Origin of the sequence: Allobosea sp. CRIB-10 (genome assembly GCF_900112185.1) — a bacterium.
Taxonomy (GTDB): Bacteria; Pseudomonadota; Alphaproteobacteria; order Rhizobiales; family Beijerinckiaceae; genus Allobosea.
On record NZ_FOKP01000030.1, the window covers coordinates 39,564 to 65,559 of the forward strand.

A 25,996-nucleotide genomic window follows, 5' to 3' on the forward strand; every position below is an offset into this window, starting at 1 on the left:
GGCCTATTCCTCCTTGAAGCCATAGTCGGGAATGCCCTGCTCGTTGCCGTAATATTTATACGGCAGGAACTTGCCGGACATGGTGATCCTGACCCGGTCGCCTTTGGGGTTCGGCTCGCGTTCGAAGGCGATGTTGAAGTCGATCGCCGACATGATGCCGTCGCCGAACTCCTCCTCGATCAGCGCCTTCCAGGCGGGGCCGTTGACCATCACCATCTCGTAGAAGCGATAGATCAGCGGGTCGGTCGGCGGCATCGGCGTACCGGTGCCGCGATAGGGCACCTCGTTCAGCATGCGCTTCTCGGACTCGGAGAGGCCGAACAGCGCCGCCGCCTTCTCGGCAAGCGGCTTCACCAGCTTCATCTGGCCGAGCAACGCGCCGATCACCAGCACCTCGGACATGCCGCCGATCTCGTCGGTGATGTGCTTCCAGCTCCAGCCCTTCTCGCGCTTGATGTCGAGAATCTTCTCGGTGAGCTCTTCGCGCTTCATCTCGTCCTCGCCGGTCGCAGCCGCGGGTGACGGCCGTCGGCGGGACGACTAGCAAGGCACGGGCCAGAACGGCCGGGAGATGAAGAGACTACGCGCTCAGCGCCGGCCGAGCCGGAACTGCTCCAGCGCCGCGATCTGCTGCGCTACGGGCGAAACCTGCGCCGCCAGCGAGATGCCCTCGAAATGCCGGCGGCCGCGGAAGCGGGCGCGCTCGAAATTCGAGCGGCCGTCGAAGGCGGCGTTGCTGAACCAGGCGCCACGCTCGAAACGGGCGGCGGCAAAATTCGCCATCTGCCCGAAACGGGCTTCTTCGAAGCCGGCATTGCCGGCGAACTCGGCCTCGCCGAAATCGGCCGCGCCCGCGAAGCGGCAATCGCCGAAGCCCGCCTCGCCGGCATGGCGCACGCCGCGGAACTGCGTCACGCCGTCGAAGCGCGAGCCGCGGAACCAGGCATCGCCACCAAACTCCGCCTCGACGAAGCAGGCTACGCCCTCGCAGCGCATGTCACGGAATTCGGCGGTGCCGTGCAGGGTCGCCGCGCCGAAATCGGCATCACCGGCGAAATGCGCCTTGTCGAAGAAGGCATCGGCACGGAAGCTGGCATCGCGGAAGCTGGCCGGCCCATGGAAATGCGCTTCGGTGAACCAAGCGTCGCCGCAGAAGGCGCTGCCGGAAAAGCGGGCAGCGGCCGGAAAGATGATGCCGGCGACATTGAAATCGCCCTCGAAGATCTCGTCGATCAGCTCGACATCGGCAAAGAGGCGCCAGAGCGCCTCTAGCGCGCCGTCGGCACCGATCCGGCCGCGCAAGCGCAGCATCTCGCCCGCCCAGCCATTCCAGGCTGCTGCGCCTTCGCCAAGCCGCGTCAGAGCCGCCTCGCGCCGCGCCGCCATGAAGGCGGAGGCTTCCGGCCCGGCCGCGCCATAGCGCGCCGCGCGTTGCGCTGCGGCAAAGCCGGCCTGATGCGGCCGAGCCCAGGAATTCAGCTGCAGGAGTTCGGCGCGTGCATCGGGCACGAGCCGGAACAGGCTGGCCATATTCGGATGACGCCCCGGTTAACGATTCATTAGCCATAAGCGAGCCGCCGACGCGGTTCAATCGCTGCTTTGCTCGCAAAAGCGTCCGACCGCGCTCGTCGCTGCGCCGTCGCTGGCGAGTTTCGCTGCCCGGTGCAGCACATCGTTAAGGCTATAGGTCGATAAGCCTCTGTAGCGTAAGGCATTTGAAGTATTTTCAGCGGGATCCTGAGCCTTATCAGCCACGCGGAATGCCAGCGCCGATGACCACGCTTCCATCGTCGAATCTGTTCACGGTTCCCACCGATGCAGTGGCGCCGTCGACATCGAAGCACCATATTGCTGGGAACGATGCAGTGAAGATCGATGGTGGCGAGCTGATTCTCGCGATCTCCGCTGCTCAGAACTGAGGGACGCCATGAACCTGCTCACCCGCTTCATTCTCCGCCTCGGCGCCCTCCTCGCCCCCGCGCAGCCGCAGCTGAAGCCGATCCCGGTTCCGGTGCGCCGGCCTCAGGCACGCCGCTGAGCTGGCGGTAAAGGCCTCTCTCATCGCTATCGAGCGAGTTGTCGAAAGCTCGCTCGCCTGTGATCTCTCTTCACTTCGTCATCGGTCGGCGGCAAGCCTTCCCGGCCTTGACAGCAACGCGTCCGCGCCCAACTCTATGGGTATGACGACGAAGCATCGCCTCGTGTTCCGGGTCGCCCCGATCGCGGAATCCTAGCCCCGGACTCGGCCAGAGCGCGCCCCGAGTCCAGGGGTGCCGTCGATGCTGTCCGCCGTCATGGCAGCACGATTGTCCAAGGCGTCTCCCCCCAAAAAAGAACCTTCCAGACCTTGCCGGTCGCGCCCTGGCGCCGCCGTCGCGCGCGTCATCGCAGGACACCAGACCCATGACCCAGCCGAACCAGAAGACCCATCGCAAGCCGAAGATCATCGTCGGCGAGATCGACCATGAGCGCCTGACCGGCCTCGCCACCACCGCACTCGAGCGCATTCCGGAGGTCGCCGAGGAATTGCTCGCCGAGATGGATCGCGCCAAGGTCGTCGCGCCGGCCAAGCTGCCGGCGGACGTCGTGCGCATGGGCTCCTTCGTCACCTTCGATTCCGACAGCGCCCAGCATCGCCGCGTCCAGCTCGTCTATCCCGGCGAGGCCGATATCGAGCAGGGCCGCATCTCGGTGCTGACCCCGATCGGCGCGGCGCTGATCGGCCTTGCCGCCGGCCAGTCGATCGCCTGGACCGCCCGCGACGGCAAGAAGCATGTGCTCACGGTGACCGCGGTCGAGCAGCAGGCCATGGCGGCGGCCTGAGAGGATGAGTGTCTCCTCCCCTCGCCCGCGCGGGGAGGACGATGCCGCGATCAGCCGGCCGCCATCACCTTCATGATCCCGCCTTGCGGCTCGGCCCAGCGCAGTTCGCCGAGCCTCAGCATCGCGTTCACATGCGCGAAGACCTCGCTGAAGGCGAAGGAGAGCTGGTGCGGATCGAGCGGCCGCGTGAACATCACCGGCACCAGCTCGGCGACCGAATGCGGCCCCTTGGCGACAGCTCCCGCGATCAGCCGGCAGCGTTCGGCATGGTGGGCGGCGAGCGCCGCGCAGCGCTCCTGCAATCCATAGAACGGCAGCTGGTGCCCGGGCAGGACCAGCGTCCCCGGCGGGATCGCCTGCGGCAGCGCTCGCAGCGAACGCAGATAAAGGCCAAGCGGATCGCCTTCCGCATCGACGGCCCAGACGCTGATGTTCGGCGTGATCTTGGCGAGGATCTGGTCGGCAGCGAGGAAGACGTTCGCCTCCGGGCAATGGAACATCAACTGCTCCGGCGCATGGCCATCGCCAGCCAGCACGAAGAAATCGCGGCCGCCGATCCGCAGCACATCGCCGGCGACCACGCGGGTGAAGGTCGGCGGCAGCGGCGTGACCTGCCGGAGATAGCCATGGCCCAGCGTCGAGACGACCTGCGTCACCTCGGCCGACAGGCCGTGGCGCTGATAGAACTGCTTGTAGACCGGCGCCTCGGACGCACCCGGGCTGAGCGAGATGTTGAGGCAGCCGAGATAGCCGGTCTGGCTGGTCAGGAGCGGCGTGCCGAAGCGCTCCCAGAGCCAGCCGGCGAGCCCGATATGGTCAGGGTGGAAATGCGTGACGAAGAGCCGGGTCAACCGCTTGCCGGCGAGCGGCCCGGCCATCAGCGCGAGCCAGGCCTGCTTGGTCGCCTCGTCTCCGATGCCTGTGTCGATTACGGCGAAGCCGTCGCCGTCCTCGATCAGGTAGATGTTGACGTGGTCGAGCCGGAACGGCAGCGCGATCCTGGCCCAGAAGATGCCGGGCGCAACCTCGATCAGCTGGCCCGGGGCCGGCGGTTCGAGAAAGGGGAAGGTCAGGCCGTGCGGATCGGGAGCGTGCAATTTGGTCAGCCCTGAACAATGTCTGCAGGGTTCATAGCAGGCGATGATCGCGCCGGACAACGCTTGTTAAGCCTCGCGCGGCAAGATCGACGGCATGAGCGATTTCGACACCCTGCGGCGCGACTGGCTCGCCCATCTCGGCCATGAGCGCCGGCTCTCGCTGAAGACGCTCGAGGCCTATGGCCGCGACATCGAGCAATTCGCCACTTTCCTCAGCCACCATCTCGATGCCCCGCCGACACTCAAGGCGGTCGCCGCACTGAAACCGGCCGACCTGCGCGCCTTTCTCGGCTATCGCCGCCGTGACGGCGTCGGTAACCGCACGCTGATGCGCCAGCTCGCGGCGCTGCGCTCGCTCGCCCGCTTCGGTGAGCGCAGCGGACGACTGACTGCCGCCGCCTTCGCCGCGACCCGCGGGCCACGGCTCGGCAAGGGCCTGCCGCGCCCGCTCGACGCCAAGGCCGCCACCGCGGTAACCAGACCCGACAGCCGCGCCGGCGAGGAACGCCCCGACTGGGTGCTGGCCCGCGATGCCGCCGTGCTCTCGCTGCTCTATGGCAGCGGCCTGCGCATCTCCGAGGCGCTCGGCCTGAAGCGTTCGCAGGCGCCGGTCAGCACCGCCGATGCGCTGACCGTGCTCGGCAAGGGCGGCAAGACCCGGATGGTGCCGGTGCTGCCGGTCGTGGTCGAGTCGATCGCCGGTTATCTCGCGCAATGCCCCTGGCGGCTCGCGCCCGACGGCCCGCTCTTCGTCGGCGTCAAAGGCGGCGCGCTCTCGCCGCGCATCATCCAGCTCGCGGTCGAGGGCCTGCGCGGCTCGCTCGGGCTACCGGGCAGCGCGACGCCGCATGCGCTGCGCCATTCCTTCGCCACCCATCTGCTCGGTCGCGGCGGGGACCTGCGCGCCATCCAGGAGTTGCTCGGCCATGCCTCGCTCTCGACGACACAGATCTATACCCGCATCGATTCCGCCCGCCTACTCGCGGCCTATGATTCCGCCCATCCACGAGCCCGCGGATAACTCCCTTACCTTCGGTAAAATCGTCTTGATTCCGTCTCACGGACCAGCCATCAGGCCCGGCCTTTCCGAGGGAATCACCGATGGCCTCAGCCGCAACAGACGTCACCGAAGACAATCAGCCGACCAGCAAGACCAACAAGCGCATCGCCCTGCTGATCGGCGTGCTCGCGCTCCTGCTCGCCTTCTCCGAGATCGGCGGCAAGAACGCCGAGCAGGACGCGCTCGCCAGGAACATCGAGGCGTCCAATCTCTGGGCCTTCTTCCAGGCCAAGACGATCCGCGGCACGACGCTGCGCACAGCCACCGACGCGATGGAGGTCGAGCTCGCCGGCGCGACCGACCCGGCCATACGCGAGCGCCTGCAGAAGCGCATCGACGGCTGGAAAGCGACGATCGCCCGCTACGACTCCGAGCCCGAGACCAATGAGGGCCGCAAGGAGCTGATCGTCCGCGCCAAGGCGGCCGAGGCCAGGCGCGACATCTCAAGTGCCCGCGACGACAAATACGACATCGTCTCGGGCCTGCTGCAGATCGCGATCGTCGTCGCCTCGGCCGCGATCATCACCGGCGTCGCCCTGCTCGCCTGGACCGGCGTCGGCCTCGGCGCGCTCGGGCTCGCGCTGATGGTGGTCGCCGAGGTCGCACCGACTGCGCTGTTCTGATCGAGCGCGATCCGCTCAGTAGTGGATCGCGCCCTTCGAGCCGCCGCCGCAGGCGATGGCGTCGCCATTGATCGCGACGCTGCGCGGCGAGGCGAGGAAGGCGACGATGTCGGCGACCTCGGCCATGTCGACCAGCCGGCCGATCGTGACATTGGCGGCCATGCGGCGCTCGACCTCTTCAGCCGCCAGCCCTGATGCCGCCGCTCGTGCCGCGACCACGCCCGGCGTCTTCTCCGTGCGCGTCGTGCCGGGATGCACCACGGTGACATTGATGCCCTGCGGGCCGAGCTCGTCGGCGAGGTTCTTGGTCAGCGCCGCGACCGCGACATTGCGGATCGAACCGATGGTCGAGCCGGTCAGGCGCGCCGCCAGCCCGCTGATATTGATGATCCGGCCCCAGCCGCCCGCCGCCATCACCGGCGCGGCCTCGCGGGCCATCCTGAGATAGCCCATCACCTTGACGTTGACGTCGTCGAAGAACAGCGCGTCGGTGATCTCGGCGAGCTTGGGCGGCGGCGCCTGTCCGCCCGGCTTCGCCGCGGCATTGACGAGGATGTCGAGCCCGCCCAGCGCCGCGACGGCGCCGGCCACGACCGCCTTGACCGATGCATCGTCCTGCGTGTCGACGGTCAGGCCGACGACCTTGCGGCCGGTCTCCTGCGCGAGCTCCGTTGCGGCGGCGTCGAGCTCCGCCTGATTGCGTGCGGCGATGACGACATCGACACCCTCCAGTGCCAGCTGGCGCGCAATGGCGCGGCCGATCCCCTTGCTGCCGCCCGTGACCAGGGCGCGCTTGCCGTTCAGCATCAGATCCATGGTGAGGTCCTCGAAGGCGGGATGGCGGGGCGCGTGGACTGCGACGGTCCCCGCAGTTTCGAGGGCATCCTGCGTGAGCCGCACGACCTGGTCCAGCGCGCCTCTCACAGCCCCGTTCTGCTTTGCTCGCGAGGGCGCTTGACTAACTCATATCTCATTGGTTATGAATTAACTCATAGCCAACGGGTTATTGATTGAGATGGCAGACGCCCACGACATGTTGTTCAGGACGCTCGCCGACCCGACGCGGCGCGCCATCTTCGAGCGCCTGTGCCGCGACGGCGAGCTGACCGTCGGCGCGCTGACCGCGCAGGCCGGCGTCTCGCAGCCGGCGGTCTCGAAGCATCTCGGCGTGCTGAAGCAGGCCGGGCTGGTGCGTGACCGGCAGGCCGGCAGGCAGACCCATTACAGCGCCCAGCTCGGCGCGCTCAGCCCCCTGATCGACTGGACCAGCCAGATGGCCGGGTTCTGGGAGGCGCGGTTCGACGACCTCGAAAATTTGCTCGCAAGGATGGATCAATGACCACCGCCACGCAGACCCGCTCCGTCATCGTCGAGCGCGAGATCGCCCATCCGCCGGAAAGGCTCTGGCGCGCCCTGACCCAGCCGCATCTGATCGCGGAATGGCTGATGAAGAACGATTTCGCGCCGGTCGTCGGCCATCGCTTCAACCTGCGCGGCGAGTGGGGCGGCGTGCTCGATTGCGAGGTCCTCGACATCGAGCCGAACCGGATGCTGTCCTACAGCTAGGACTTCGCCCATGACGATCCGGCCTTCAACCTGAAGAGCGTGGTGACCTTCACCCTGACCCCGACGCCCAGGGGCACGCTGCTGCGCATGGAGCAGGCAGGCTTCCGGCCCGAACAGAAGCAGGCCTTCGGCGGCGCCAAAGCCGGCTGGCAGGAATTCCTCGGCAAGCTCGAGCAGGTGCTCGAGCGGGCAGAATGACCATGCCGACTGCCATGTTTGTAAGGGCGCACTCATGACCTTGAACAACGTCATCCGGCAGGGCCATCGCTGGCTCGCCATCATCTTCACGGCGACCGTCATCGCCAATTTCGTCGCCATGGCGCTGGGACAGCCGCCGGCCTGGATCGTCTACTCCCCGCTGCCGCCGCTGTTCCTGCTGATGTTTTCGGGCCTCTACATGTTCGCCCTGCCCTATGCCGCCGGCTGGCGACAAGGGCGACGGGCGGAAGGCTAGGAGGAGCGCGATGGCTGGCAAGACCTCGAAAGCGGCAGCGAAACCGAAAGTCGAAGGCGGGCAGCCCGTGCTGCTCTCGGGCGGCAATCCGCAGATCGCCAAGGGCTATGGCGAGGCGCCGGTGCAGGCCTATATCGCCGCGATGCCGGGCTGGAAGAGCGCTCTCGGCGCCCGCCTCGATGCGCTGATCAGCGCTGCCGTCCCCGGCGTCAGGAAGGCGGTGAAGTGGAACTCGCCCTTCTATGGTGTTGCGGACGAGAGCCAAGGCTGGTTCGTCAGCTTTCATTGCTTCAACAGATACGTGAAGGTGACCTTCTTTCGCGGCGCTGCGCTCGAGCCCGCGCCGCTGGGCAGGTCGAAATATGAGGATGTCCGCTATCTCGACATCCATGAAGGCGAGCTCGACGAGGCGCAGTTCACCGCCTGGGTGAAGCAGGCCGCCGCCTTGCCCGGCGAGAAGATGTGACGACTATGAGGATATCGGCCCGATGACGAAGGCGAACGACAAGGCCGGGGATGCAATCTCGGCCTCCGGACAGATCGACGCCCGGATCGCGGAACTGACCGACTGGCGTGGAGCTGCGCTCGCCAAGGTCCGCGCCATCATCCGGCAGGCCGATCCCGAGGTCGAGGAAACCTGGAAATGGCGCGGCGTCCCGGTCTGGGAGCATGCCGGCATCATCTGCACCGGCGAGACCTACAAAGGCGCGGTGAAGCTGACCTTCGCCAGGGGCGCTTCGCTGCCCGACCCTGCCGGCCTGTTCAATTCCAGCCTCGACGGCAACACCAGGCGCGCCATCGACATCCATGAGGGCGCTGCGATCGACGAGGCGGCCCTGGCGGCGCTGATCCAAGCGGCAGTAGCGCTGAATACCGCCGGGACGAAACCAAAGAAGGCCTGATCAACCCGCGTGCCGGGGAGCGCGCGGCCACTCCGGCCCCTGCCCGCGCAGCCTTTCCCAAGCCCGCGCCATCTGCAGCACGCCGAGATCGTCGAAGCGCTTGCCGGTGATCTGCAGGCCGATCGGCAGGCCGGATGCGGTCATGCCGGCATGGACCGAGATCGCCGGCTGGTCCGACATGTTCGCCGCGACCGTGAAGACGATGTGCTCGAAGGGCCGCTCGGGATCATGGATCGGCGAGGCCAGCTCGGCGGCAAAGCTCGGTACCGGCGAGACCGGCGAGAGCACATAATCGAAGGGCTGGGCCGCCTTCAGCGCCGCATGGCGGATCGCCAGCATCTGGCTCATGCCGCGATGCACCTGTCCCCCGGTAAGCGAGCGGCCCCGCTCGGCCCAGGCGTAGATATAGGGCAGCACCTTGTCCTGCCGCTCCCTCGGCAGCGAACCGATCTCCGCCCAAGCGCGCTGGCGCCAGAAATCGTCGAGCCCGTCGAGCATGTCCTGCGTCAGGAAGGGCGGCGCCAGTTCGACGATCGCCCCTACCCGCCGAAAGGCATCGGCTGCCCTGGCGATCGCCGCCCGCACCTCCGGCTCGACCGGCAGGCCGATGCCCGCTTCCAATTGAAGGCCGATCCTGAGCCCGCGCGGTTCGCGTTCCAGATCGGTCCAGGCGATCTCCTGCGGCGGCAGGCACATCGGGTCGCGCTCGTCCGGCCTGGAGAGTTCGCCCATCATCAGCGCCGCGTCGGCGACGGTGCGCGTCATCGGCCCGGCGACGCGGCCGTAATATGTCGGGTCGATCGGCACGCGGCCGAAGCTGGGCTTCAGCCCGACAAGCCCGCACCAGCCGGCCGGCAGGCGGATCGAGCCGCCGATATCGGTGCCGACATGGAAAGGACCGTAGCCGGCCGCACCGGCCGCCGCCGCGCCGGCCGAGGAGCCGCCCGGGTTCTTCGAGAGATCGAACGGGTTGCGGGCGAGCGCGTGGAAGCTCGACAGGCCGGAGGAGAGCATGCCGTAATCTGGCATGGTCGTCTTGGCGAGGATGACGCAGCCGGCCTCGCGCAGGCGCTGCGCCGGCGGCGCGTCCGCAGCAGCGGGGGCGAGCTCCATCGCCGCCGTGCCGAGCGGCACAGCCACGCCCTTCGTCGCGATGTTCTCCTTGATCGTGCAGGGCACGCCATCGAGCGGCAGCGCCTCGCCCCGGCGCCAGCGGCCCTCGCTTTCCCTGGCGGCGGCGCGGGCGCCATCCGGGTCATAGGCGTAGAGCGCCTTCAGCGACGGCTCCCAGAGCGCGATGCGCTGGATCACGGCTTCAGTGACCTCGACCGGCGAGAGTTCGCGCGAACGGAAGGCCCGGAGCATGTCGACGGCGCTGAGATCGGCGAACTCGATCATGGGTGAAACTCCGCAAGCATATCCGTAATCAATCGCGAGAACGGCGCATGCGCGGATCGACCGCGTCGCGCAGGCCATCGCCCAGCAAATTGAAGGCCAGCACCGAGAGCGCGATCGCAGCGCCCGGGAAGATTGCGAGCCAGGGCTGCGCCGCCATGAAGGTCTGCGCTTCGTTGAGCATCCGCCCCCAGCTCGGCGCAGGCGGCTGCGTGCCGAGGCCGAGATAGGACAGGCCGGCTTCGGCGAGGATGGCGAGCGCGAACTGGATCGTCGCCTGCACCACCAGCACGCCGGCGATGTTGGGCAGGACATGCTGGCGCGTGATCGCCATCTCGGTCAATCCAGCGGCACGCGCCGCCAGCACATAGTCCAGCGCCCAGCATTGCAGCGCCGCCCCGCGCGCCAATCGTGCGAAGTAAGGCAGGCTGAAGATCGCGATCGCGATCACCGCGTTCATCATGCCCGGGCCCCAGACCGCGCTGATCATGATCGCCGAGAGCACCGCCGGGAAGGCGTGACTGAAATCGGCCATGCGCATGATCAGATTGTCGAGCAGGCCGTCGCGCCGGATCGCGGCGATCAGCCCGAGCGCGCTGCCGACGGTCAGTCCGAGCCCGACCGCGCCCAGGCCCACCGCCAGCGAATTGCGCGCGCCGACCATGATCATCGAGAACACGTCCCGCCCGAACTGGTCGGTGCCGAACCAGTGCTCGGCCGAGGGCGGCCGCAGGCGCTTCAGGATCGCCATCTGCGTCGGCTCATAGGGCGTCCAGAGATAGGAGACCAGCGCCATCGCGATGACGAGCCCGCCGAGCAGCGATCCGGCAAGGAAGGACGGCGAGGCCCACCAGCGCCGTGGGCGGGAGCGAGGCGCGACCGCGCTCATGACGCCTGCCGCAGGCGCGGATCGATCAGCCCGTAGAGCAGCTCGATCGCGAAATTGATGAAGACGACCAGCGCGGAGAACAGCATGACGAGGTCCTTGACCACGATCAGGTCGTGCTGGGCGATCGACTGGAAGACCAGCCGGCCGAGCCCCGGCAAGGCGAAGACGTTCTCGATGATGATCGCGCCGGCCAGCAGCACCGAGAATTGCAGGCCCAGTACGGTGACGACCGGGATCAGCGCATTGCGCAGCACATGGCGCAGCATGGTGCGCCGCCGGCTGACGCCCTTGGCGCGGGCGGTGCGGACATAATCCTCCTGCATCGTCTCCAGCATGGCCGAGCGGGTGACGCGGGCGAGGATCGCCGCCTGCGGCAGAGCGAGCGCCACCGCCGGCAGCAGCAGCGATTTCAGCGCCGGCCAGAAGCCGGCCTGCCAGCCCGGAAAGCCACCGGCCGGGAGCCAGCCGGCGCCGACGGCGAAAACCAGAACCAGCAGGAGGCCGAACCAGAAATTCGGGATGGCGAGCCCGGCCTGGGCGAAGACCATCACCGCCGCGTCGCCGGCGCGGTTGTGGTTGGCCGCGGCGAGCGCCCCGAGCGGGATGCCGATGGCGGACGCCAGCAGGATCGCCATCGAGGCGAGCGGCAAGGTCACCACCATGCGCTCGCCGATCAGTTGCGTCACCGGCACGCGATAGGTGTAGCTGAGGCCGAGATCGCCGGTGACGAGCCCGCCGATCCAGGAGAAGAACCGCAGCAAGGCCGGCTGGTCCAAGCCCATCTCGGCCCGCAATGCCGCAAGCGCCTCCGGCGCCGCATTAAGCCCGAGCGTCACCGCCGCCGGATCGCCCGGCAGGATCTCCAGCACGAGGAAGATGACGATCGCCGCGCCGAGCAGCGTCAGGGCGAACGCCACCAGCCGGCGCAGGAGGTAACCCATCATCGCGGAGGCCTCAGCGCCAGCGCACCTCCGCCAGCGGCGTCAGCGGCAGGGGCCAGTCGGTCCACATGCCCTCCAGATCGGCCCTGGTCACCGTGATCTTCGGCAGGATGAAGAGGAAGCCGTTGACCGCATCGCGCGCCAGCATGCGCTGGGCGTCGCCATAGAGCTTGTTGCGCTGCGCCTCGTCGACGGTCCGGTCGATCGTCTCGATCAGCGCCTTGAACTCGGGATTCCGGTACTGGAAGTAATAGTCGTCGCGGGCGTAGTTGGCGATGTCGAGCGGCTCGGTATGCGAGATGATCGTCAGGTCGAAATCCCTGTTCTTGAACACCCGCTCCAGCCATTGCGGGAACTCCAGCGGCTCGATCTTGGCGGTGATCCCGATCTGGGCGAGCAGCGCCGCGACGATCTCGCCGCCGCGCCGAGCATAGGCCGGCGGCGGCAAACGCAGCGTGCATTCGAAGCCCCTCGGGAAGCCGGCTGCCGCGAGCAGGGCCTTCGCCTTGGCGAGATCGACCGGATAGGTCCCGGTCAGGTCGACATAGGCCGGGTGCAGCGGCGAGAAATGGCTGCCGATATAGTCGAGATCGAAGCCGTAGATGCCGAGCGCGATCGTCTTGCGGTCGAGCACATGCGAGATCGCCTGGCGCACCCGGATATCGCTGAACGGCGCCTTGGCATTGTTGATGGCGAGGATGGTCTCGCCCTCGGTCTTGCCCAGCGTGACCTTGAGCTTCGGATCGGCCTTGAGCTGCGGGATCGCCTCCGGCGCCGAGAGATTGGTGAAGACGTCGATGTCGCCGGCCCTGAGCGCCGCGACCTGCGCCTGCGGATCGGAGATGAAGCGGAAGGTCGCCTTCACCAGAGAAGGCTTGGCGCCCCAGTACTCGTCATTGCGCGTCAGTTCGAGCCGGTCGCCGCGGTTCCAGCGCGCGAACTTGAACGGGCCGGTGCCGACCGGATCGGTCTTGTTGTTGGCGGCGGTTGCCGGCGAGACGATGACCGCATCGCCCCAGGAGAGCCCGTAGACGAAATTCGCCGTCGGCTGCTTCAGCGTGATGATCAGCCTGACCGGATCGGGAGCCTCGATGCTCGCGATCGGCGTGAAGATCCAGCGCTGGGCATTGGTCGAATCGGGCGCGACCGCGCGCTCGAAGGAGAACTTCACGTCGCGCGAGGAGAACGGCGTGCCGTCATGGAAGCGGGCATTCGGCCGGAGCTTGAAGGTGTAGGTGAGGTTGTCGGGCGCGAGCGTCCAGCTCTCGGCCAGCGCCGGTACGAGCTTGCCGGTGCGGTCCATCGCCACCAGCCCCTCGAAGATGTTCTGCAGCACGACCTCACGGATCGCCTGTGCCGCCCCCGACGTCGGATCGAGCGTCGGCGGCTCGAGCGTCATGCCGATGGTGACGCTGTCCCTGGCCTGCGCGAGCGCTGCGAGCGGAAGCTGGGTTGCGAGCGCGGCAAGGCCCGCTCCCGCCAGAAGATCGCGTCGCGTCGTCATCGTCCCGCCTCCATAGTCGTTGCGGCGCAAGATGGCGCGGGAACGAAGCGGGAGGCAAGAGCGCCGGCGCGCAACCCGGTCAGACGAAATAATCCGGATAGCTCGCCTTGAGATGCACCAGATCGGGCAGCAGCGTGCCGAGATGCTGGCGCATCGCGACGACCGCAGCGGAGGCATCGTGCCGCCTGATCTCGTCGACGATGGCGAGGTGCTCGCGGATCACCATCGCCATCCGCCCCGGCACCGGCAATGTCATCCGCCGGCAGCGGTCGATCTGGCTCTTGGCCGCCTGGGCGAGTTTCCAGACGCCGGGATAGCCGGCGATGTCGGCGAGCACCTCGTGGAACTCCTCGTCGGCGAGGTGGAAACGCTCCTGGTCGTTCGCCTCATGCGACTCGTGCAGCACGGCGATCGTCGCATCGAGCCGGGCGATGTCGTCAGCGGTGGCCGTCCGCGCCAGCACCTCGACCGTGGCGCATTCCAGCGCCTGGCGGATGAACACCGCCTCGGGGATCGCGCCGGTCGGGATACGGGCGACGAAGGTGCCGGCCTGCGGGAAGATCTCGACGAGCCCCTCTTCCTTCAGCCGAATCAGCGCCTCGCGCACCGGCGTACGGCTCATACCGAAACGGGCGGTGAGATCCTTCTCGGAGAGCGGCACGCCCGGCCGCAGCACCATGTCGAGAATCTCGCGGCGCAGGTCGTCCTGCACGACGGATGCGGCCGTGGCGCGGCCTGCCGACGCTCCGGCGAGGCGCTGCGGCTTGCGCTCGCGACGCGAGCCCCCGGTCTCGCCTATCCCTAGCGCCTCCGACATCGTCCTATCCCGGCCATGATCGCCTCCTTATTGGACCACGATGCGCGCTCCGCGGCCAATCAGGGCGTACCACGGCCAAGCTGCGCATACTAGTATATTAGTATATTGACATCACCAGCGCCGGGCCTATGGTCCGGCCCGATAGAGGAAACGCCAGCGATGCTGCTGCACGACGATCGTCTTTTGCCTGCCGAACCGGTGACGCGCGGCATTGCGCGCCGCCTCTATGCCGGCGTCCGCGACCTGCCGATCATCTCGCCGCACGGCCACACCGATCCGCGCTGGTTCGCCGAGGACAAGCCGTTTCCCGATCCGGCGACGCTGTTCGTCAAGCCTGACCACTACATCTTCCGCATGCTCTATTCGCAGGGGATCAGGCTCGAGCAGCTCGGCATCGCCCGCAAGGATGGTGGCGAGGTCGAGGCCGATCCGCGCCAGATCTGGCGGCTTTTCGCCAGCAACTGGCACCTGTTCCGCGGCACGCCGACGCGGCTCTGGTTCGAGCACGCCGCCTTCTCGATCTTCGGCATCACCGAGCGCCTCTCGGCCGAGAGCGCCGACCGCATCTATGACCGCATCGCCGAGCAGCTGGAGCAGGACGCGATGCGCCCGCGCGCGCTGTTCGAACGCTTCAGGATCGAGGCGATCGCCACCACCGAGGGCGCGCTCGACCCGCTGAAGTGGCATGACATGATCAGGGAGTCCGGCTGGGGCGGCAAGGTCGTCACGGCCTATCGTCCCGACAGCGTCGTCGATCCCGAGTTCGAGGGCTTCAGGGACAATCTCGATCAATTCGGCGAGCTCACCGGCGAGGATGTCGGGAGCTGGAACGGCTACCTCGAAGCTCATCGCAAGCGCCGCGGCTATTTCATCGAGCGCGGCGCGACCTCCTCCGATCACGGCCATGCCACGGCCCGCACCGCCAACCTGACCCCGGCCGAATGCGAAAAGCTCTTCGCCAAGATCCTGAAGGGCAAGTTCTCCGCAGAGGATGCCGATCTCTTCCGCGGCCAGATGCTGACCGAGATGGCGAAGATGAGCCTCGATGACGGGCTCGTCCTGCAAATCCACCCCGGCTCCTACCGCAACCACAACCCATATCTGTTCGAGCAGTTCGGCCGCGACATGGGCTCCGACATCCCGCGCGGCATGGACTATGTCTCGGCGCTGAAGCCGCTGCTCGACGCGGTCGGCAACGAGCCCGGCCTTACGGTCATTGCCTTCACCCTCGACGAGACCAGCTATTCGCGCGAGCTCGCCCCGCTCGCCGGCCATTACCCGGCGCTGAAGCTCGGGCCGGGTTGGTGGTTCCTCGATGCGCCCGAGGCGATGCTGCGCTTCCGCGAACTCACCACCGAGACCGCCGGCTTCTACAATACCGTCGGCTTCAACGACGACACGCGCGCCTATCTCTCGATCCCGGCGCGCCACGACGTCGCCCGCCGGATGGACTGTCACTACCTCGCCAAACTCGTCGCCGAGCACCGTCTCGACGAGGACGAGGCCGCCGAAGTCGCCCACGATCTCGCCTATCGCCTGGCCAAGGAGGCCTACCGGCTGTGACCAGCGCCAAGACCATCGACGAACGCCAGGCCGCCCACCCGCGCGATGTGCGCAGCTATGACACCGAGACGCTGCGCCAGGACTTCCTGATCGAGCGCATCTTCGTGCCCGGCGAGGTCGCGCTGACCTACAGCCATTACGACCGCATGATCGTCGGCGGCGCGATGCCGGCGGCCAAGCCGCTCACGCTCGATCCGTTCCCGCCGACCGGCACGCCCTTCTTTCTGGCGCGGCGCGAGCTCGGCGTGATCAATCTCGGCGGCGCCGGCTCGGTCACCATCGACGGCGAGCGCTTCGAGCTGCCCTCGCTCGACGCGCTCTATGTCGGGCTTGGCGCGAAAGAGGTTTCCTTCGCCAGCGCCGATCCGGCCGACCCGGCCAAGTTCTATTTGACCAGCGCCCCGGCGCATCGCGAAGCCAAGCACCAGCTCATCCGCAAGGACGACGCCAACACCATCCATCTCGGCTCGGCCGAGACCTCCAACAAGCGCACCATCCGGCAATACATCATGCCGAACAGCACCGGTACCAACCAGCTCGTCATGGGCATGACGGCGCTGGAGCCGGGCTCGGTCTGGAACTCCATGCCCTGCCACACCCACACCCGGCGGATGGAGGCCTATCTCTACTTCAACCTCGACCCGGCCCACCGCGTCTTCCATTTCATGGGCGAGCCGCAGCAGACCCGGCATCTGCTTGTCGCCAACGAGCAGGCCGTGATCTCGCCGAACTGGTCGATCCATTGCGGCTGCGGCACCTCGAACTATTCCTTCGTCTGGGCCATGGCCGGCGACAATGTCGAGTTCACCGACATGGATGCCGCCCCGGTGGAGACGCTGCGCTGATGGCGACGGCTTCGCCCTTCTCGCTGGACGGCCGCACGGCGCTGGTGACTGGCGCCAATACCGGCATCGGCCAGGGCATTGCGGTGGCGCTCGCCGAGGCCGGCGCCAGGGTCGTCGCAGCCGGGCGCTCGAGCATGGCTGACACCGAGAAGCTGATCACTGAAGCGGGCGGCACCTGCTTTCCGCTCCACGCCGATCTCCAGCAGAACGGGATCGCCACGCGGGTGATCGAGCAGGCCGCGGAACTGGCCGGCCCGCTCGACATCCTCGTCAACAATGCCGGCATCATCCGCCGGGCCGATGCCCTGGAGTTCGGAGAAGAGGATTGGGACGAGGTGATGAACCTCAACCTCAAGGCCAATTTCTTCCTGGCCCAGGCCTTCGCCAAGGCCGCGCTCTCCGCCGGACGCACCGGGCGGATCGTCAACATCGCCTCGCTGCTGTCCTTCCAGGGCGGCATCCGCGTCGCCTCCTATACGGCGAGCAAGAGCGGGCTCGCCGGGCTGACCCGGCTGCTCGCCTGCGAATGGGCGGCCCAGGGCATCAACGTCAACGCGATCGCCCCCGGCTATGTCGAGAGCAACAACACGGAGGCCCTGCGCGCCGATCCCGACCGCAACGCCGCGATCCTCGCCCGCATCCCGGCCGGGCGCTGGGGCAGACCGTCCGATATCGGCGGCGCGGCGGTGTTCCTGGCGAGCGATGCCGCCGCCTACATCCATGGCGCGATCCTTCCCGTCGACGGAGGCTGGCTGGCGCGATGACGAACCGTCTCAATTCCTTCTTCCAGCACGACGCTGACATCGCCTGGGAGCCGACTGAGCCCGGCGTGAAGCGCAAGATCATGGCCTACGGGCCGGATCTGATGGTGGTGCGCGTCGCCTTCGAGCAGGGGGCGATCGGCAAGGCGCATCAGCATCCGCACCGCCAGGCATCCTATGTCGAGAGCGGCGTCTTCGACGTCACCATCGACGGCCAGACCAGCCGGCTTGTCGCCGGCGACACCTTCTTCGTGCCCGAGAACCTCGTCCACGGCGTCGTCAACATCGAGGCCGGGCAATTGATCGATTCCTTCACACCGATGCGGACGGAATTTTTGTGAAAGACCGCTGCGCCCGGCCGTGCCGGCGCCGCTCCCGCCTGGGGACAAGAACGACCGGAATAAGCCGGCGATCATTTTTGGGGAGAGGACAACACCATGTTCAATCGACGCAGTTTCTCCGCGCTCGCCGGCGTCGCCTTCGCCGCGCTGCTCGCGACCTCGGCTCAGGCGCAGAACGTCACCCTGCGCTCGACCGACATCCACCCGACCGACTATCCGACGGTCGAGGCCGTGCGCCACATGGGCAAGCTGCTCGAGGAGCGCTCCAAGGGGCGGATCAAGATCAACGTCTTCCACTCGGCCCAGCTCGGCCAGGAGAAGGACACGATCGACCAGACGCGCTTCGGCGTCATCGACATGAACCGCATCAACATGGCGCCGTTCAACAACCTGATCCCGGCGACGAACGTGCCCTCGCTGCCCTTCATCTTCCGCTCGGTCGACCATATGCGGAAGGTCATGGACGGGCCGATCGGCGACAACCTGCTCAAGGATTTCGAGAAGCACGACCTGATCGGCCTCGCCTTCTACGATTCCGGCTCGCGCTCGTTCTACAATTCCAAGCGCGCCATCAACACGCCCGCCGACATGAAGGGCATGAAGATCCGCGTGCAGCAATCCGACATGTTCGTCGCGCTGGTCTCGGCGCTCGGTGCCAACGCCACGCCGATGCCGTTTGGCGAGGTCTATTCGGCTCTGCAGACCGGCGTCATCGACGGCGCCGAGAACAACTGGCCATCCTATGAATCGACCCGGCATTTCGAGGTCTCGAAATTCTATTCGCAGACCGAGCACTCGCTCTCGCCGGAGGTGCTGGTGATGTCGAAGAAGAGCTTCGAGAAGTTCAACGCTGCCGACCAGGCGCTGATCAAGGCCGCCGCGAAGGAATCGGTCGCCAAGATGCGCGAGCTCTGGGACGCCCGCGAGAAGGCCTCGGAAGCCAAGGTCAAGGCTGGCGGCGCCCAGATCAACGCGGTGGAAAAGCAGCCCTTCATCGACGCGATGAAGCCGGTCTACGACAAGTTCGTCACCGATCCCCAGCTGAAGGAAATGGTCGCCGCCATCCAGGCGGTGAAGTGATTTCCTGCGCCGGCCCCTCGGCCGGCGCAGCTCTTGCGCGTCATTGCGAGGAGCATAGCGACGAAGCGATCCAGGGGCGGCAGTGCTCTACGCTCCCCTGGATTGCTTCGCTTCGCTCGCAATGACGAAAGGCCGGCCTTCGCCCTCGTCATCCCTGGACATCCCATGCACGCCTTCACCGCGCTTCTGACGCGCCTCGGCGCCAAGCTCAGCCTCTACGCCCTGTTCACCGCCGGCGCCGGCCTCGTGCTGATGACGGTGATGGTCGCCTGGGGGGTGTTCGGCCGCTATGTCCTCAACGACACGCCGACTTGGGTCGAGGCCGGCTCGCTCTTCCTGATGTCCTGGTTCATCCTGCTCGGCGCCGCCGTCGGCGTGCGCGAGAGCGACCATCTCGGCTTCGAGGTCGGCCTCGCCATGTCGCCGCCGCCGGTGCGTGCCGCGCTGATCCTGATCGGAGAAGGCCTGGTCTGCGCCTTCGGCCTCGCCATGCTGGTCTATGGCAGCCAGCTCGCCGCCGGGACCTGGAGCGACCGCATGCCGATCATCGGCATCTCGCGCGGCTGGGACTATGTCCCGATCGCCGCAGGCGGTGCGCTGATCGCCCTGTTCGCGCTCGAGAAGATGCTGCTCTTCGTCACCGGCGAGAAGCAGGCCCCGCTCGGCTTCGGCCATTTCGGCTCCGAGCAGGAGGTCTGATCGTGGAACTCTGGGTTCTCTTCGGCACCTTCTCGCTGCTTCTGCTGATCGGCGTGCCCGTCGCCTTCTGCCTCGGCATCGCCTCGGTCGCGACCGTGATCTATATGGGCCTTCCGCCGGTCGTCGTCTTCCAGCAGATGAACTCCGGCATGAACGCCTTCGCCATGATGGCGATCCCGTTCTTCATCTATGCCGGCGATTTGATGATCCGCGGCGGCATCGCCGAGCGCCTGATCCAGATGGCGGCGAGCCTGGTCGGCCATCTGCGCGGCGGGCTCGGCCAGGTCAACGTCGTCACCTGCACGCTCTTCGGCGGCATCTCCGGCTCGGCCGTGGCGGATGCGTCCGCGGTCGGCGGGCTGATGATCCCGCAGATGAAGAAGCGCGGCTACGACGCCGACTACGCCGTCAACGTCACCGCCAACGCAGCGATCATCGCGCTGCTGATCCCGCCCTCGCACAACATGATCATCTATTCGCTCTCGGCGGGCGGCAATCTCTCAATCGCCGATCTCTTCACCGCCGGCGTCGTGCCGGGCCTGCTGCTCTGCGCCGCGCTGATGGTCGCCGCCTGGGCGGTCGCGGTGAAGCGCGGCTATCCGCGCGAGGCCTTTCCGGGCTTCGCCGCTGTCGGCCGCTATGTCGTGCTGGCGCTGCCCGGCATCCTCTTGATCGGCATCATCTTCGGCGGCGTCCGCTCCGGCGTCTTCACCGCGACGGAATCCTCCTGCGTCGCCGTGGTCTACGCCATCCTCGTCACCATCCTGGTCTATCGCCAGCTGACCTGGACGGCCTTCGTCGAGGCGACGCTCGGCGCGGTCCGCACCACCGCGATGGTGCTGCTGGTGATCGGCGCCGCCGGCTCCTTCGGCTGGCTGATGGCCTTCCTGCAGGTGCCGCAGGCGACGATCGCGGCGATGAAGGCGGTGTCCGACAATCCGCTCGTCATCCTGCTGATGATCAACGTCATCCTGCTGGTCCTCGGCACCTTCATGGACATGGCGCCGATGATCATCATCTGCACGCCGATCTTCCTGCCGGTGGTCAAGGCCTTCGGCGTCGACCCGATCCATTTCGGCGTGATCCTGATCCTCAATGCCGGCATCGGCCTCAACACCCCGCCGGTCGGCTCGGTCCAGTTCGTCGCCTGCGCGATCGGGCGCATCTCGATCGGCGAATCCATGCGCACGATCTGGCCGTTCTACGGTGCCTCGGTTGCCGTGCTCCTGCTCGTGACCTATGTCCCCGGCATCTCCCTCTGGCTGCCGAGGCTGTTCCATTGACCCGTCTGTCCTCTGCCACCCTTGCCTCGCTTCCGGCCGCCGTCAGGCGGCCGGGCTACGACCGCAGCAAGCTCCAGCCCGGCATTGTCCATCTCGGCCTCGGCGCCTTCACTCGCGCCCATCTCTGCGAGTTCACCGACGATGCGCTGGAGCAGGAATTCGGCGACTGGGGCATCACCGGCGCCAGCCTGCAGCGGCCCGACCAGCGCGACCGGCTGAAGCCGCAAGACGGGCTCTACACCTTCCTGAAGCGTGCGCCCGCCGGCCCGGAGCTGCGCGTCATCGGTTCGGTGCTCGATGTCCTCGTCGCGCCCGAGAGCCCGCAGGCACTGGTCGCCAGGCTCGCCGCGCCAGAAACGAAGATCGTCTCACTCACCGTCACCGAGAAGGGCTATTGCCACGATCCGGCGACCGGCAAGCTCCGGGGCGACCACCCCGACATCGTCCACGACCTCGCCAATCCCGCTGCGCCGCGCTCGGCCATCGGACTGATCGTCGCCGGCCTCGCCGCCCGCAAGGTCGCGGGCCTTGGCCCCTTCACCGCGCTCTGCTGCGACAACCTCCCCTCGAACGGCCATGTCCTGGCCGGCCTCGTCCGCGATTTCGCCGCGCTGCGCGACGACACCCTCGCCTCCTGGATCGAGGCAAACGGCGCCTTCCCCTCGACCATGGTCGACCGGATCGTGCCGGCGACGACCGAGGCCGATATCGCCGAGGTGGCGCGCCTGCTCGGCCTCGACGATGCCGCCCCGGTGATCGGCGAGCCCTTCCGGCAATGGGCGGTCGAGGATGTCTTCGCCGCCGGCCGGCCGCGCTGGGATGTCGTCGGCGCGCAGATGGTCTCCGAGGTCGCGCCCTTCGAGTTCATGAAGCTGCGCATGCTCAACGGCGCGCATTCGAGCCTCGCCTATCTCGGCTATCTTGCCGGCCATGAGACGGTCGCGGCTGCGAGCGGCGATCCGGTCTTCGCCCGCTTCCTGCAGGGTCTCTGGGACGAGATCATCCCGACCGTGCCGGCGCCGCAGGGCGTCGACCTCAACACCTATGCCGGCGACCTGCTTGCCCGCTTCCAGAACCCGGCTATCAGGCACCGCACCTGGCAGATCGCCATGGACGGCTCGCAGAAGCTGCCGCAGCGCCTGCTCGGCACCATTCGCGAGCGACTCAAGGCCGGCGCACCGATCGATCATCTTGCGCTCGGTGTCGCCGCCTGGATGTCCTATGTCACCGGCACCGACGAGAAGGGCGCCGAGATCGACGTGCGCGATCCGCTCGCCGGTGAATTCGCGTTGCGCGCCAAGGCGCTAGGCCGCGACGCGGTGGCGCTGAGCACTGCGCTGTTCGGCATCGGCGCGATCTTCGGCGACGATCTGCCGCGCGAGCAGCGCTTCAGGCAGGCTGTGGCGGAGCATCTCGACGGCCTGTTCCAGAAAGGCGCGAAAGCGACGGCGGCGGCGCTGGGGTAATAACCGCCTCCTCCTCCTGCGAAGTCGTCCCGGACAAGCGGCAAAGCCGCGCTGATCCGGGACCTATGCCTGAGCCTATCCGATTGAGGTTCAGGCATGGGTCCCGGGTCTCCCTTCGGTCGCCCGGGACGACCCGCGTTTGGGGCTTACCCCCTTGATCCCTACCCCACCCTGACGCCAGATACAGGCGATGTTCGCCCGCTTCGCCAACGCCCTGGCCACGAGCGCCTTCGCCGCGCTGCTTCTCCTGCCCTCAGGCGCTGCGAAGGCCCAGGCGCAGCCGGCCTCACCTTACGTCGTGCCGAACTACTGGGATCCGAACGTCCGGGTCGAGCGGCCCGATCTCGGCCCGCCGCGGGTGATCCGCTTCCTGACCGACGATGATTTCCCGCCAATGCATTTCGCCACGCCGGAAGGCGGCGTCACCGGCTTTTCGGTCGAGCTCGCCCGCGCGATCTGCGAGAAGCTCGCTCTGAGCTGCACCATCCAGGCGCGGCGCTTCGACACCTTGCTGGATTCCCTCGCCGAGGGCCGCGGCGACGTGCTCGCCGCCGCCATCCCGGTCACGAGCGAGCTGCGCTCACGCTTCACCGCCAGCCAGATCTACCATCGCTCGCCAGCCCGGCTGCTGACGACACGCGGCAATGCCCGCTCCGATCTCGAACTGGTCGGCCTGCGCGGCACGCGCGTCGCCGTGATCGCGGGCACGGCGCACGAGGCCTTCCTCGAACGCCTCGCGCCGTTCATCCAGCGCCGGGCCGCGCCAGACCTGCAGGCGGCGCTGGCTCTGCTGCGCAGCGGCGACGCCGAATATGTCTTTGGCGACGGGGTCGCGCTGGCGCTGAGCATCGCCGGGCGCGGCGGCAGCGAATTCGCCTTCGCCGGCGGCCCCTATCTCGAAGCGCGCTATTTCGGCGAGGGCGTCGGCTTCCTATTGCGCAAGGACGATCTCGCCTTGAAGCGGGCGATCGACTACGCGCTGCAGGGCCTCTGGGACGATGGCACCTATGCCAGGCTGTTCATCCGGTTCTTCCCGGTCAGCCCGTTCTGACTGTCGTCCTTGACTGGCTGGCTCGGCTTGGCCAGCCGCCCCTCCTCGGCCTTGTAGAAGAACTGCGAGGCGACGAGCCAGCCCTTCAGCGGCCGCAAGGGCGGGATGCAGGTCAGCAGGATCAGCGGCAGGGTCGTGACCAGATGCACCCAGGTCGGCGGGCTGTAGCTCAGCTCCAGCCAAAGTGGGAAGGCGACCGCCGGGACGCAGACGAACATCATCACGAAGAAGGCCGGTCCGTCCGCCGGGTCGGCGAAGGAATAGTCGAGCCCGCAGGCCTCGCAGCGCGGCTTCAATGTCAGGAAACCGTCGAAGAGCTGGCCTTCGCCACAACGCGGGCAGCGGCCGCGCAGGCCGGTCTTGAGCGGAGACAGCGCCGGCCAATGTTGATGTGCCATGTCGTCCTCCTGCGGTGACGCGCCATGATTGACTGCATTCACCGGAGATTGATGGCTACATAATGCGACAATTGATTGCAATCAATATTGGCAGAGCTGCAACACTGTCGCAGGCAAGGCGTCGGGCACAGATCCGTTGCAGGCGAACCAGTTACAGCGCGCGAACACTCGCTTCCGGAGCCTGCTTCAGCGCGTGTGCCATGAAGGCGAGCACGTCGCCGAGGGCCTTGCGGCCGATCGGCCCGCCCAGGCAGATGCGAGCGGCCTCCGGCGCCGGTCCTTTCGCCGCGAAGGCATCGCTGGCGACGATGCCGATCCCGATCGCCTGCATCTGGCCGACGAAGGCGGCACGGGTCCAGGGCGGCGGCAGCTCCAGCCAGAGATTGAAGCTGAGCGGATCGGTGCGGCACAGGCCCGCCGGCAGGATCTCGGCCGCGAGACGCTGCCGCGCCGCCGTCTCCGACCTGATGAAGGCGAGCAGCGCATCAGCACTGCCATCCTCGATCCAGTGCGTCGCGAGCGCTGCAGTCAGCGGCGAGGCCATGATGCTACTGGCGCGCAGGGCGGCCGCGAAGGGCCAGCCGGAACGGAGATCCGGCACCACGACATAGGCGAGCCGCAAGCCGGCCCCAAAGCATTTCGACAGGCCGGCAATGTGCCAGCTCAGCTCCGGCGCGAGCGCTGCGAAGGGAGTGGGCGAATCAGGCGGCACGAAGCCATAGGCATCGTCCTCGATGATCGCGACGCCATGGCGGCGGGCGATGCCCACGATCTCTTCGCGCCGCCGCTCCGGCATGGTGATCGTCGTCGGGTTCTGCAGGACCGGATTGAGATAGAGCGCCTTCGGCTTCAGGCGGCCGCAAGCCTCGGCAAAGGCGTCGGGGTCGAGCCCGTCGCCGTCCATGGCAAGGCCGGTCAGGGATAGGCCGAGCTGCGCGCAGATCGAGCGGATGCCGGGATAGGTCAGCGCCTCGCACAGCACCGCATCGCCCGGCCTGGCGAGACCGCTCAGGATCGCCAGCAGCGCCGCATTCGCGCCCGGCACGACGAAGAGCTGTTCAGGGGCGGGAGCAAGCCCGCGCCGCCCGAGCCAGAGCCCAGCAGCAGCCTTGTCGGCGGGCGAGCCACCGAGCGGCTGATAGCGCAAGAGGCTGACCAGTCGTTCGCCGACCTCCGCCAGGCCGTGTCGCAATCGGGTGATCAGCGCCGGATCATCGGGCTCCGGCGGCAAGGTCATCGAGAGGTCGACAAGCTCCGGCGCGGACGCGCGCGGTATCGAGCCTCTGTCCGGCGCTACGGCTTTCGTCGGCACCGCCTTGACGAAGGTGCCCTGCCCGACACGCGACTCGACCAGTCCGCGCCGCTGGGCCTCGACATAGCCGCGCGCCACCGTGGTGAAGTCGACGGCGAGCGCCTCGGCCAGCCGGCGCTGCGGCGGCAGCCTGTCACCGGCAGCCAGAGCGCCTGCCGCGATATCCGCGGCAATGCGGTCGGCGATGGCGAGATAGCGCGGCTTGTCGCTCTGGGTCAGGTCCGGGAGCCAATCCATCGATGCGATCCGTCGTGAGGCGAAGCACTGATTGGATTGACTGTATATTGTTGCAAGGCCGCTCTGTCACTAGCGGCCGAACGTCCCGTCAGCTCACGATTTCGCCGCGAAAGGCCCAGCGCGTCATGCGCCTCTCCACCAAGGCACAGGCTGCGTACATCAGCACGCCCATGATCGCGATGGCGAAGAGGCCGGCGAAGGTCGTGGCCGAGTCGTTGCGCGCGCCGGCCGAGAGCATCAGGAAGCCGATGCCGCGATTGCCGCCGACCGTCTCGGAGATCACCGAGCCAATGAAGGCCAGCGTCACCGCGACCTTCAGGCTGGCGAAGAGATAGGGCATGGCGCGGGGCACGCCGACCTTGGTCAGGATCTCCCACTGGCTGGCGCCGAGCGAACGCATCACGTCGCGCATCTCAGGCTCGATCGTGGCGAGGCCGGTCGCGACATTCACCACGATCGGGAAGAAGGAAATGACGAAGGCGGTGATGATCGCCGGCAAGGCGCCAACGCCGAGCCAGATCATCAGGATCGGCACGATCGCAACCTTAGGCACCGCGTTGAAGGCGATCAGCAGCGGGTAGAGCCCGGAATAGACGAAGGGCGAGGCGCCGACGGCAAGGCCGAGCAGCACGCCGAAGCCGATCGCCAGCACGAAGCCGACCGCGGTCGTCCACAAGGTCTCCAGGCAGTATCGCAAGAGGATGTCCCAGCGCTGGACCATCACCTCGAAGATCCGTGTCGGCCGCGGCGCCAGGATCTCCGGCACGTCGAAGACGATGCAGGCGATCTCCCAGAGCAGCAGCAGGCCTGCCATGGCGAGCCAGGGCATGGCGACGAGCAGCAGAGCGCGCTGACGATCACTCATTGTCGTGGTCCTGCCGGGGCCGCA

At 67.4% G+C, this 25,996-nt stretch carries 29 protein-coding genes and 1 pseudogene; 18 read left to right on the plus strand and 12 right to left on the minus strand.

What is annotated here, in order from left to right; translation table 11 throughout:
- Nucleotides 1-3: 3 nt before the first annotated feature.
- Nucleotides 4-492 carry a cyanase gene (gene cynS / locus BMZ69_RS26815; protein WP_092162709.1) on the minus strand — a complete coding sequence of 163 codons (489 nt, stop codon included), beginning with the start codon at nucleotides 490-492 and terminating at the stop codon, nucleotides 4-6.
- Between the two features lie 96 nt (nucleotides 493-588).
- Nucleotides 589-1,530, minus strand: a complete 942-nt coding sequence (locus BMZ69_RS26820) for a pentapeptide repeat-containing protein (protein WP_092162710.1) — start codon at nucleotides 1,528-1,530, stop codon at nucleotides 589-591.
- Between the two features lie 242 nt (nucleotides 1,531-1,772).
- On the opposite strand from BMZ69_RS26820, the gene BMZ69_RS31765 reads away from it, so the two are divergent.
- Nucleotides 1,773-1,919: a hypothetical protein gene (locus BMZ69_RS31765; RefSeq protein WP_175506993.1), complete on the plus strand. Its 147-nt coding sequence runs from the start codon at nucleotides 1,773-1,775 to the stop codon at nucleotides 1,917-1,919.
- A gap of 484 nt (nucleotides 1,920-2,403) precedes the next feature.
- On the plus strand, nucleotides 2,404-2,823 hold the full coding sequence (gene rnk / locus BMZ69_RS26825; protein WP_092162719.1) for a nucleoside diphosphate kinase regulator: 420 nt from the start codon (nucleotides 2,404-2,406) through the stop codon (nucleotides 2,821-2,823).
- Nucleotides 2,824-2,873: 50 nt separating this feature from the next.
- Here the strand turns inward: rnk and BMZ69_RS26830 are convergent, their stop codons facing one another.
- On the minus strand, nucleotides 2,874-3,920 hold the full coding sequence (locus BMZ69_RS26830; protein ID WP_210188098.1) for an MBL fold metallo-hydrolase: 1,047 nt from the start codon (nucleotides 3,918-3,920) through the stop codon (nucleotides 2,874-2,876).
- A 94-nt stretch (nucleotides 3,921-4,014) separates the two neighbouring features.
- Between BMZ69_RS26830 and BMZ69_RS26835 the strand changes: the two genes are divergently transcribed.
- Together BMZ69_RS26835 and BMZ69_RS26840 are read left to right on the plus strand one after the other, a co-directional pair.
- On the plus strand, nucleotides 4,015-4,941 hold the full coding sequence (locus tag BMZ69_RS26835) for a tyrosine recombinase XerC (protein ID WP_092162720.1): 927 nt from the start codon (nucleotides 4,015-4,017) through the stop codon (nucleotides 4,939-4,941).
- An 80-nt stretch (nucleotides 4,942-5,021) separates the two neighbouring features.
- A complete protein-coding gene (locus tag BMZ69_RS26840; protein ID WP_092162721.1) occupies nucleotides 5,022-5,603 on the plus strand; it encodes a DUF4337 domain-containing protein in 582 nt (193 codons plus the stop codon).
- A 15-nt stretch (nucleotides 5,604-5,618) separates the two neighbouring features.
- Here the strand turns inward: BMZ69_RS26840 and BMZ69_RS26845 are convergent, their stop codons facing one another.
- On the minus strand, nucleotides 5,619-6,503 hold the full coding sequence (locus tag BMZ69_RS26845; protein WP_244543559.1) for an SDR family NAD(P)-dependent oxidoreductase: 885 nt from the start codon (nucleotides 6,501-6,503) through the stop codon (nucleotides 5,619-5,621).
- 115 nt (nucleotides 6,504-6,618) lie between these two features.
- On the opposite strand from BMZ69_RS26845, the gene BMZ69_RS26850 reads away from it, so the two are divergent.
- The 5 genes and pseudogenes from BMZ69_RS26850 (at nucleotide 6,619) to BMZ69_RS26870 (ending at nucleotide 8,525) form a co-directional block, all read left to right on the plus strand.
- Nucleotides 6,619-6,942: an ArsR/SmtB family transcription factor gene (locus BMZ69_RS26850; RefSeq protein WP_092162722.1), complete on the plus strand. Its 324-nt coding sequence runs from the start codon at nucleotides 6,619-6,621 to the stop codon at nucleotides 6,940-6,942.
- Nucleotides 6,939-7,367: pseudogene (locus BMZ69_RS26855) on the plus strand (SRPBCC domain-containing protein). Before BMZ69_RS26850 ends, BMZ69_RS26855 begins: the two are co-directional and overlap by 4 nt.
- Before the next feature lie 34 nt (nucleotides 7,368-7,401).
- Nucleotides 7,402-7,623 (plus strand): hypothetical protein, encoded by a 222-nt coding sequence (locus BMZ69_RS26860; RefSeq protein WP_175506994.1) that lies wholly within the window; start codon nucleotides 7,402-7,404, stop codon nucleotides 7,621-7,623.
- A 10-nt stretch (nucleotides 7,624-7,633) separates the two neighbouring features.
- On the plus strand, nucleotides 7,634-8,089 hold the full coding sequence (locus BMZ69_RS26865; RefSeq protein ID WP_092162723.1) for a DUF1801 domain-containing protein: 456 nt from the start codon (nucleotides 7,634-7,636) through the stop codon (nucleotides 8,087-8,089).
- 22 nt (nucleotides 8,090-8,111) lie between these two features.
- Entirely contained in the window at nucleotides 8,112-8,525 is a 414-nt protein-coding gene (locus BMZ69_RS26870; protein ID WP_092162724.1) for a DUF1801 domain-containing protein, read from the plus strand.
- Here BMZ69_RS26870 and BMZ69_RS26875 read toward each other — a convergent pair whose 3' ends face one another.
- The 5 genes from BMZ69_RS26875 to BMZ69_RS26895 form a co-directional block, all read right to left on the minus strand.
- Entirely contained in the window at nucleotides 8,526-9,923 is a 1,398-nt protein-coding gene (locus tag BMZ69_RS26875; RefSeq protein WP_092162725.1) for an amidase, read from the minus strand. It abuts the gene before it with no gap.
- A 28-nt stretch (nucleotides 9,924-9,951) separates the two neighbouring features.
- Entirely contained in the window at nucleotides 9,952-10,809 is an 858-nt protein-coding gene (locus tag BMZ69_RS26880; RefSeq protein ID WP_092162726.1) for an ABC transporter permease, read from the minus strand.
- Complete coding sequence (locus tag BMZ69_RS26885) at nucleotides 10,806-11,753, minus strand: ABC transporter permease (RefSeq protein ID WP_092162728.1); 948 nt, start codon at nucleotides 11,751-11,753, stop codon at nucleotides 10,806-10,808. The genes BMZ69_RS26880 and BMZ69_RS26885 overlap by 4 nt, the downstream gene beginning before the upstream one ends.
- Before the next feature lie 10 nt (nucleotides 11,754-11,763).
- Nucleotides 11,764-13,149 carry an ABC transporter substrate-binding protein gene (locus BMZ69_RS26890; RefSeq protein ID WP_244543561.1) on the minus strand — a complete coding sequence of 462 codons (1,386 nt, stop codon included), beginning with the start codon at nucleotides 13,147-13,149 and terminating at the stop codon, nucleotides 11,764-11,766.
- Between the two features lie 184 nt (nucleotides 13,150-13,333).
- The gene (locus BMZ69_RS26895) at nucleotides 13,334-14,071 is read right to left on the minus strand and encodes a GntR family transcriptional regulator (protein WP_092162732.1); all 738 of its coding nucleotides are present in this window, start codon (nucleotides 14,069-14,071) and stop codon (nucleotides 13,334-13,336) included.
- A gap of 159 nt (nucleotides 14,072-14,230) precedes the next feature.
- On the opposite strand from BMZ69_RS26895, the gene uxaC reads away from it, so the two are divergent.
- The 9 genes from uxaC (at nucleotide 14,231) to BMZ69_RS26940 (ending at nucleotide 23,160) form a co-directional block, all read left to right on the plus strand.
- Nucleotides 14,231-15,634, plus strand: a complete 1,404-nt coding sequence (uxaC, locus tag BMZ69_RS26900; protein ID WP_092162734.1) for a glucuronate isomerase — start codon at nucleotides 14,231-14,233, stop codon at nucleotides 15,632-15,634.
- The gene (gene kduI / locus BMZ69_RS26905; protein WP_244543560.1) at nucleotides 15,631-16,479 is read left to right on the plus strand and encodes a 5-dehydro-4-deoxy-D-glucuronate isomerase; all 849 of its coding nucleotides are present in this window, start codon (nucleotides 15,631-15,633) and stop codon (nucleotides 16,477-16,479) included. The genes uxaC and kduI overlap by 4 nt, the downstream gene beginning before the upstream one ends.
- Nucleotides 16,476-17,243, plus strand: a complete 768-nt coding sequence (kduD, locus tag BMZ69_RS26910; protein WP_210188101.1) for a 2-dehydro-3-deoxy-D-gluconate 5-dehydrogenase KduD — start codon at nucleotides 16,476-16,478, stop codon at nucleotides 17,241-17,243. Before kduI ends, kduD begins: the two co-directional genes overlap by 4 nt.
- Entirely contained in the window at nucleotides 17,240-17,581 is a 342-nt protein-coding gene (locus tag BMZ69_RS26915; RefSeq protein WP_092162738.1) for a cupin domain-containing protein, read from the plus strand. Before kduD ends, BMZ69_RS26915 begins: the two co-directional genes overlap by 4 nt.
- Nucleotides 17,582-17,677: 96 nt before the next feature.
- Nucleotides 17,678-18,661 (plus strand): TRAP transporter substrate-binding protein, encoded by a 984-nt coding sequence (locus BMZ69_RS26920; protein WP_092162740.1) that lies wholly within the window; start codon nucleotides 17,678-17,680, stop codon nucleotides 18,659-18,661.
- Between the two features lie 165 nt (nucleotides 18,662-18,826).
- The gene (locus BMZ69_RS26925) at nucleotides 18,827-19,360 is read left to right on the plus strand and encodes a TRAP transporter small permease (RefSeq protein ID WP_092162742.1); all 534 of its coding nucleotides are present in this window, start codon (nucleotides 18,827-18,829) and stop codon (nucleotides 19,358-19,360) included.
- 2 nt (nucleotides 19,361-19,362) lie between these two features.
- A complete protein-coding gene (locus BMZ69_RS26930; RefSeq protein WP_092162744.1) occupies nucleotides 19,363-20,643 on the plus strand; it encodes a TRAP transporter large permease in 1,281 nt (426 codons plus the stop codon).
- Nucleotides 20,640-22,109, plus strand: coding sequence for a mannitol dehydrogenase family protein (locus tag BMZ69_RS26935; RefSeq protein WP_210188099.1), 1,470 nt, complete (start codon nucleotides 20,640-20,642; stop codon nucleotides 22,107-22,109). The genes BMZ69_RS26930 and BMZ69_RS26935 overlap by 4 nt, the downstream gene beginning before the upstream one ends.
- Nucleotides 22,110-22,299: 190 nt before the next feature.
- Nucleotides 22,300-23,160, plus strand: coding sequence for a transporter substrate-binding domain-containing protein (locus tag BMZ69_RS26940; RefSeq protein ID WP_092162748.1), 861 nt, complete (start codon nucleotides 22,300-22,302; stop codon nucleotides 23,158-23,160).
- Here the strand turns inward: BMZ69_RS26940 and BMZ69_RS26945 are convergent.
- From BMZ69_RS26945 to BMZ69_RS26955, 3 genes are all read right to left on the minus strand, one after another.
- The gene (locus tag BMZ69_RS26945) at nucleotides 23,115-23,558 is read right to left on the minus strand and encodes a DUF983 domain-containing protein (RefSeq protein ID WP_092162750.1); all 444 of its coding nucleotides are present in this window, start codon (nucleotides 23,556-23,558) and stop codon (nucleotides 23,115-23,117) included. The genes BMZ69_RS26940 and BMZ69_RS26945 overlap by 46 nt on opposite strands.
- A gap of 151 nt (nucleotides 23,559-23,709) precedes the next feature.
- On the minus strand, nucleotides 23,710-25,107 hold the full coding sequence (locus BMZ69_RS26950) for an aminotransferase-like domain-containing protein (protein ID WP_092162752.1): 1,398 nt from the start codon (nucleotides 25,105-25,107) through the stop codon (nucleotides 23,710-23,712).
- Nucleotides 25,108-25,195: 88 nt separating this feature from the next.
- Nucleotides 25,196-25,972: an ABC transporter permease gene (locus BMZ69_RS26955; protein ID WP_092162754.1), complete on the minus strand. Its 777-nt coding sequence runs from the start codon at nucleotides 25,970-25,972 to the stop codon at nucleotides 25,196-25,198.
- Between the last annotated feature and the right edge of the window lie 24 nt (nucleotides 25,973-25,996).

Bases quoted from the DNA above. Each gene is read 5' to 3' on its own strand.
- BMZ69_RS31765 (WP_175506993.1), top strand. From the start codon at position 1,773: ATGACCACGCTTCCATCGTCGAATCTGTTCACGGTTCCCACCGATGCA.
- BMZ69_RS26840 (WP_092162721.1), top strand. From the start codon at position 5,022: ATGGCCTCAGCCGCAACAGACGTCACCGAAGACAATCAGCCGACCAGC.
- BMZ69_RS26915 (WP_092162738.1), top strand. From the start codon at position 17,240: ATGACGAACCGTCTCAATTCCTTCTTCCAGCACGACGCTGACATCGCC.
- BMZ69_RS26950 (WP_092162752.1), bottom strand. From the start codon at position 25,107: ATGGATTGGCTCCCGGACCTGACCCAGAGCGACAAGCCGCGCTATCTC.
- BMZ69_RS26870 (WP_092162724.1), top strand. From the start codon at position 8,112: ATGACGAAGGCGAACGACAAGGCCGGGGATGCAATCTCGGCCTCCGGA.
- uxaC (WP_092162734.1), top strand. From the start codon at position 14,231: ATGCTGCTGCACGACGATCGTCTTTTGCCTGCCGAACCGGTGACGCGC.
- BMZ69_RS26850 (WP_092162722.1), top strand. From the start codon at position 6,619: ATGGCAGACGCCCACGACATGTTGTTCAGGACGCTCGCCGACCCGACG.
- BMZ69_RS26945 (WP_092162750.1), bottom strand. From the start codon at position 23,558: ATGGCACATCAACATTGGCCGGCGCTGTCTCCGCTCAAGACCGGCCTG.
- BMZ69_RS26925 (WP_092162742.1), top strand. From the start codon at position 18,827: ATGCACGCCTTCACCGCGCTTCTGACGCGCCTCGGCGCCAAGCTCAGC.
- BMZ69_RS26890 (WP_244543561.1), bottom strand. From the start codon at position 13,149: ATGACGCTCGAGCCGCCGACGCTCGATCCGACGTCGGGGGCGGCACAG.
- BMZ69_RS26820 (WP_092162710.1), bottom strand. From the start codon at position 1,530: ATGGCCAGCCTGTTCCGGCTCGTGCCCGATGCACGCGCCGAACTCCTG.
- BMZ69_RS26895 (WP_092162732.1), bottom strand. From the start codon at position 14,071: ATGTCGGAGGCGCTAGGGATAGGCGAGACCGGGGGCTCGCGTCGCGAG.
- BMZ69_RS26880 (WP_092162726.1), bottom strand. From the start codon at position 10,809: ATGAGCGCGGTCGCGCCTCGCTCCCGCCCACGGCGCTGGTGGGCCTCG.
- BMZ69_RS26835 (WP_092162720.1), top strand. From the start codon at position 4,015: ATGAGCGATTTCGACACCCTGCGGCGCGACTGGCTCGCCCATCTCGGC.
- BMZ69_RS26955 (WP_092162754.1), bottom strand. From the start codon at position 25,972: ATGAGTGATCGTCAGCGCGCTCTGCTGCTCGTCGCCATGCCCTGGCTC.
- BMZ69_RS26865 (WP_092162723.1), top strand. From the start codon at position 7,634: ATGGCTGGCAAGACCTCGAAAGCGGCAGCGAAACCGAAAGTCGAAGGC.
- BMZ69_RS26875 (WP_092162725.1), bottom strand. From the start codon at position 9,923: ATGATCGAGTTCGCCGATCTCAGCGCCGTCGACATGCTCCGGGCCTTC.
- cynS (WP_092162709.1), bottom strand. From the start codon at position 492: ATGAAGCGCGAAGAGCTCACCGAGAAGATTCTCGACATCAAGCGCGAG.
- rnk (WP_092162719.1), top strand. From the start codon at position 2,404: ATGACCCAGCCGAACCAGAAGACCCATCGCAAGCCGAAGATCATCGTC.
- BMZ69_RS26885 (WP_092162728.1), bottom strand. From the start codon at position 11,753: ATGATGGGTTACCTCCTGCGCCGGCTGGTGGCGTTCGCCCTGACGCTG.
- BMZ69_RS26940 (WP_092162748.1), top strand. From the start codon at position 22,300: ATGTTCGCCCGCTTCGCCAACGCCCTGGCCACGAGCGCCTTCGCCGCG.
- BMZ69_RS26860 (WP_175506994.1), top strand. From the start codon at position 7,402: ATGACCTTGAACAACGTCATCCGGCAGGGCCATCGCTGGCTCGCCATC.
- BMZ69_RS26920 (WP_092162740.1), top strand. From the start codon at position 17,678: ATGTTCAATCGACGCAGTTTCTCCGCGCTCGCCGGCGTCGCCTTCGCC.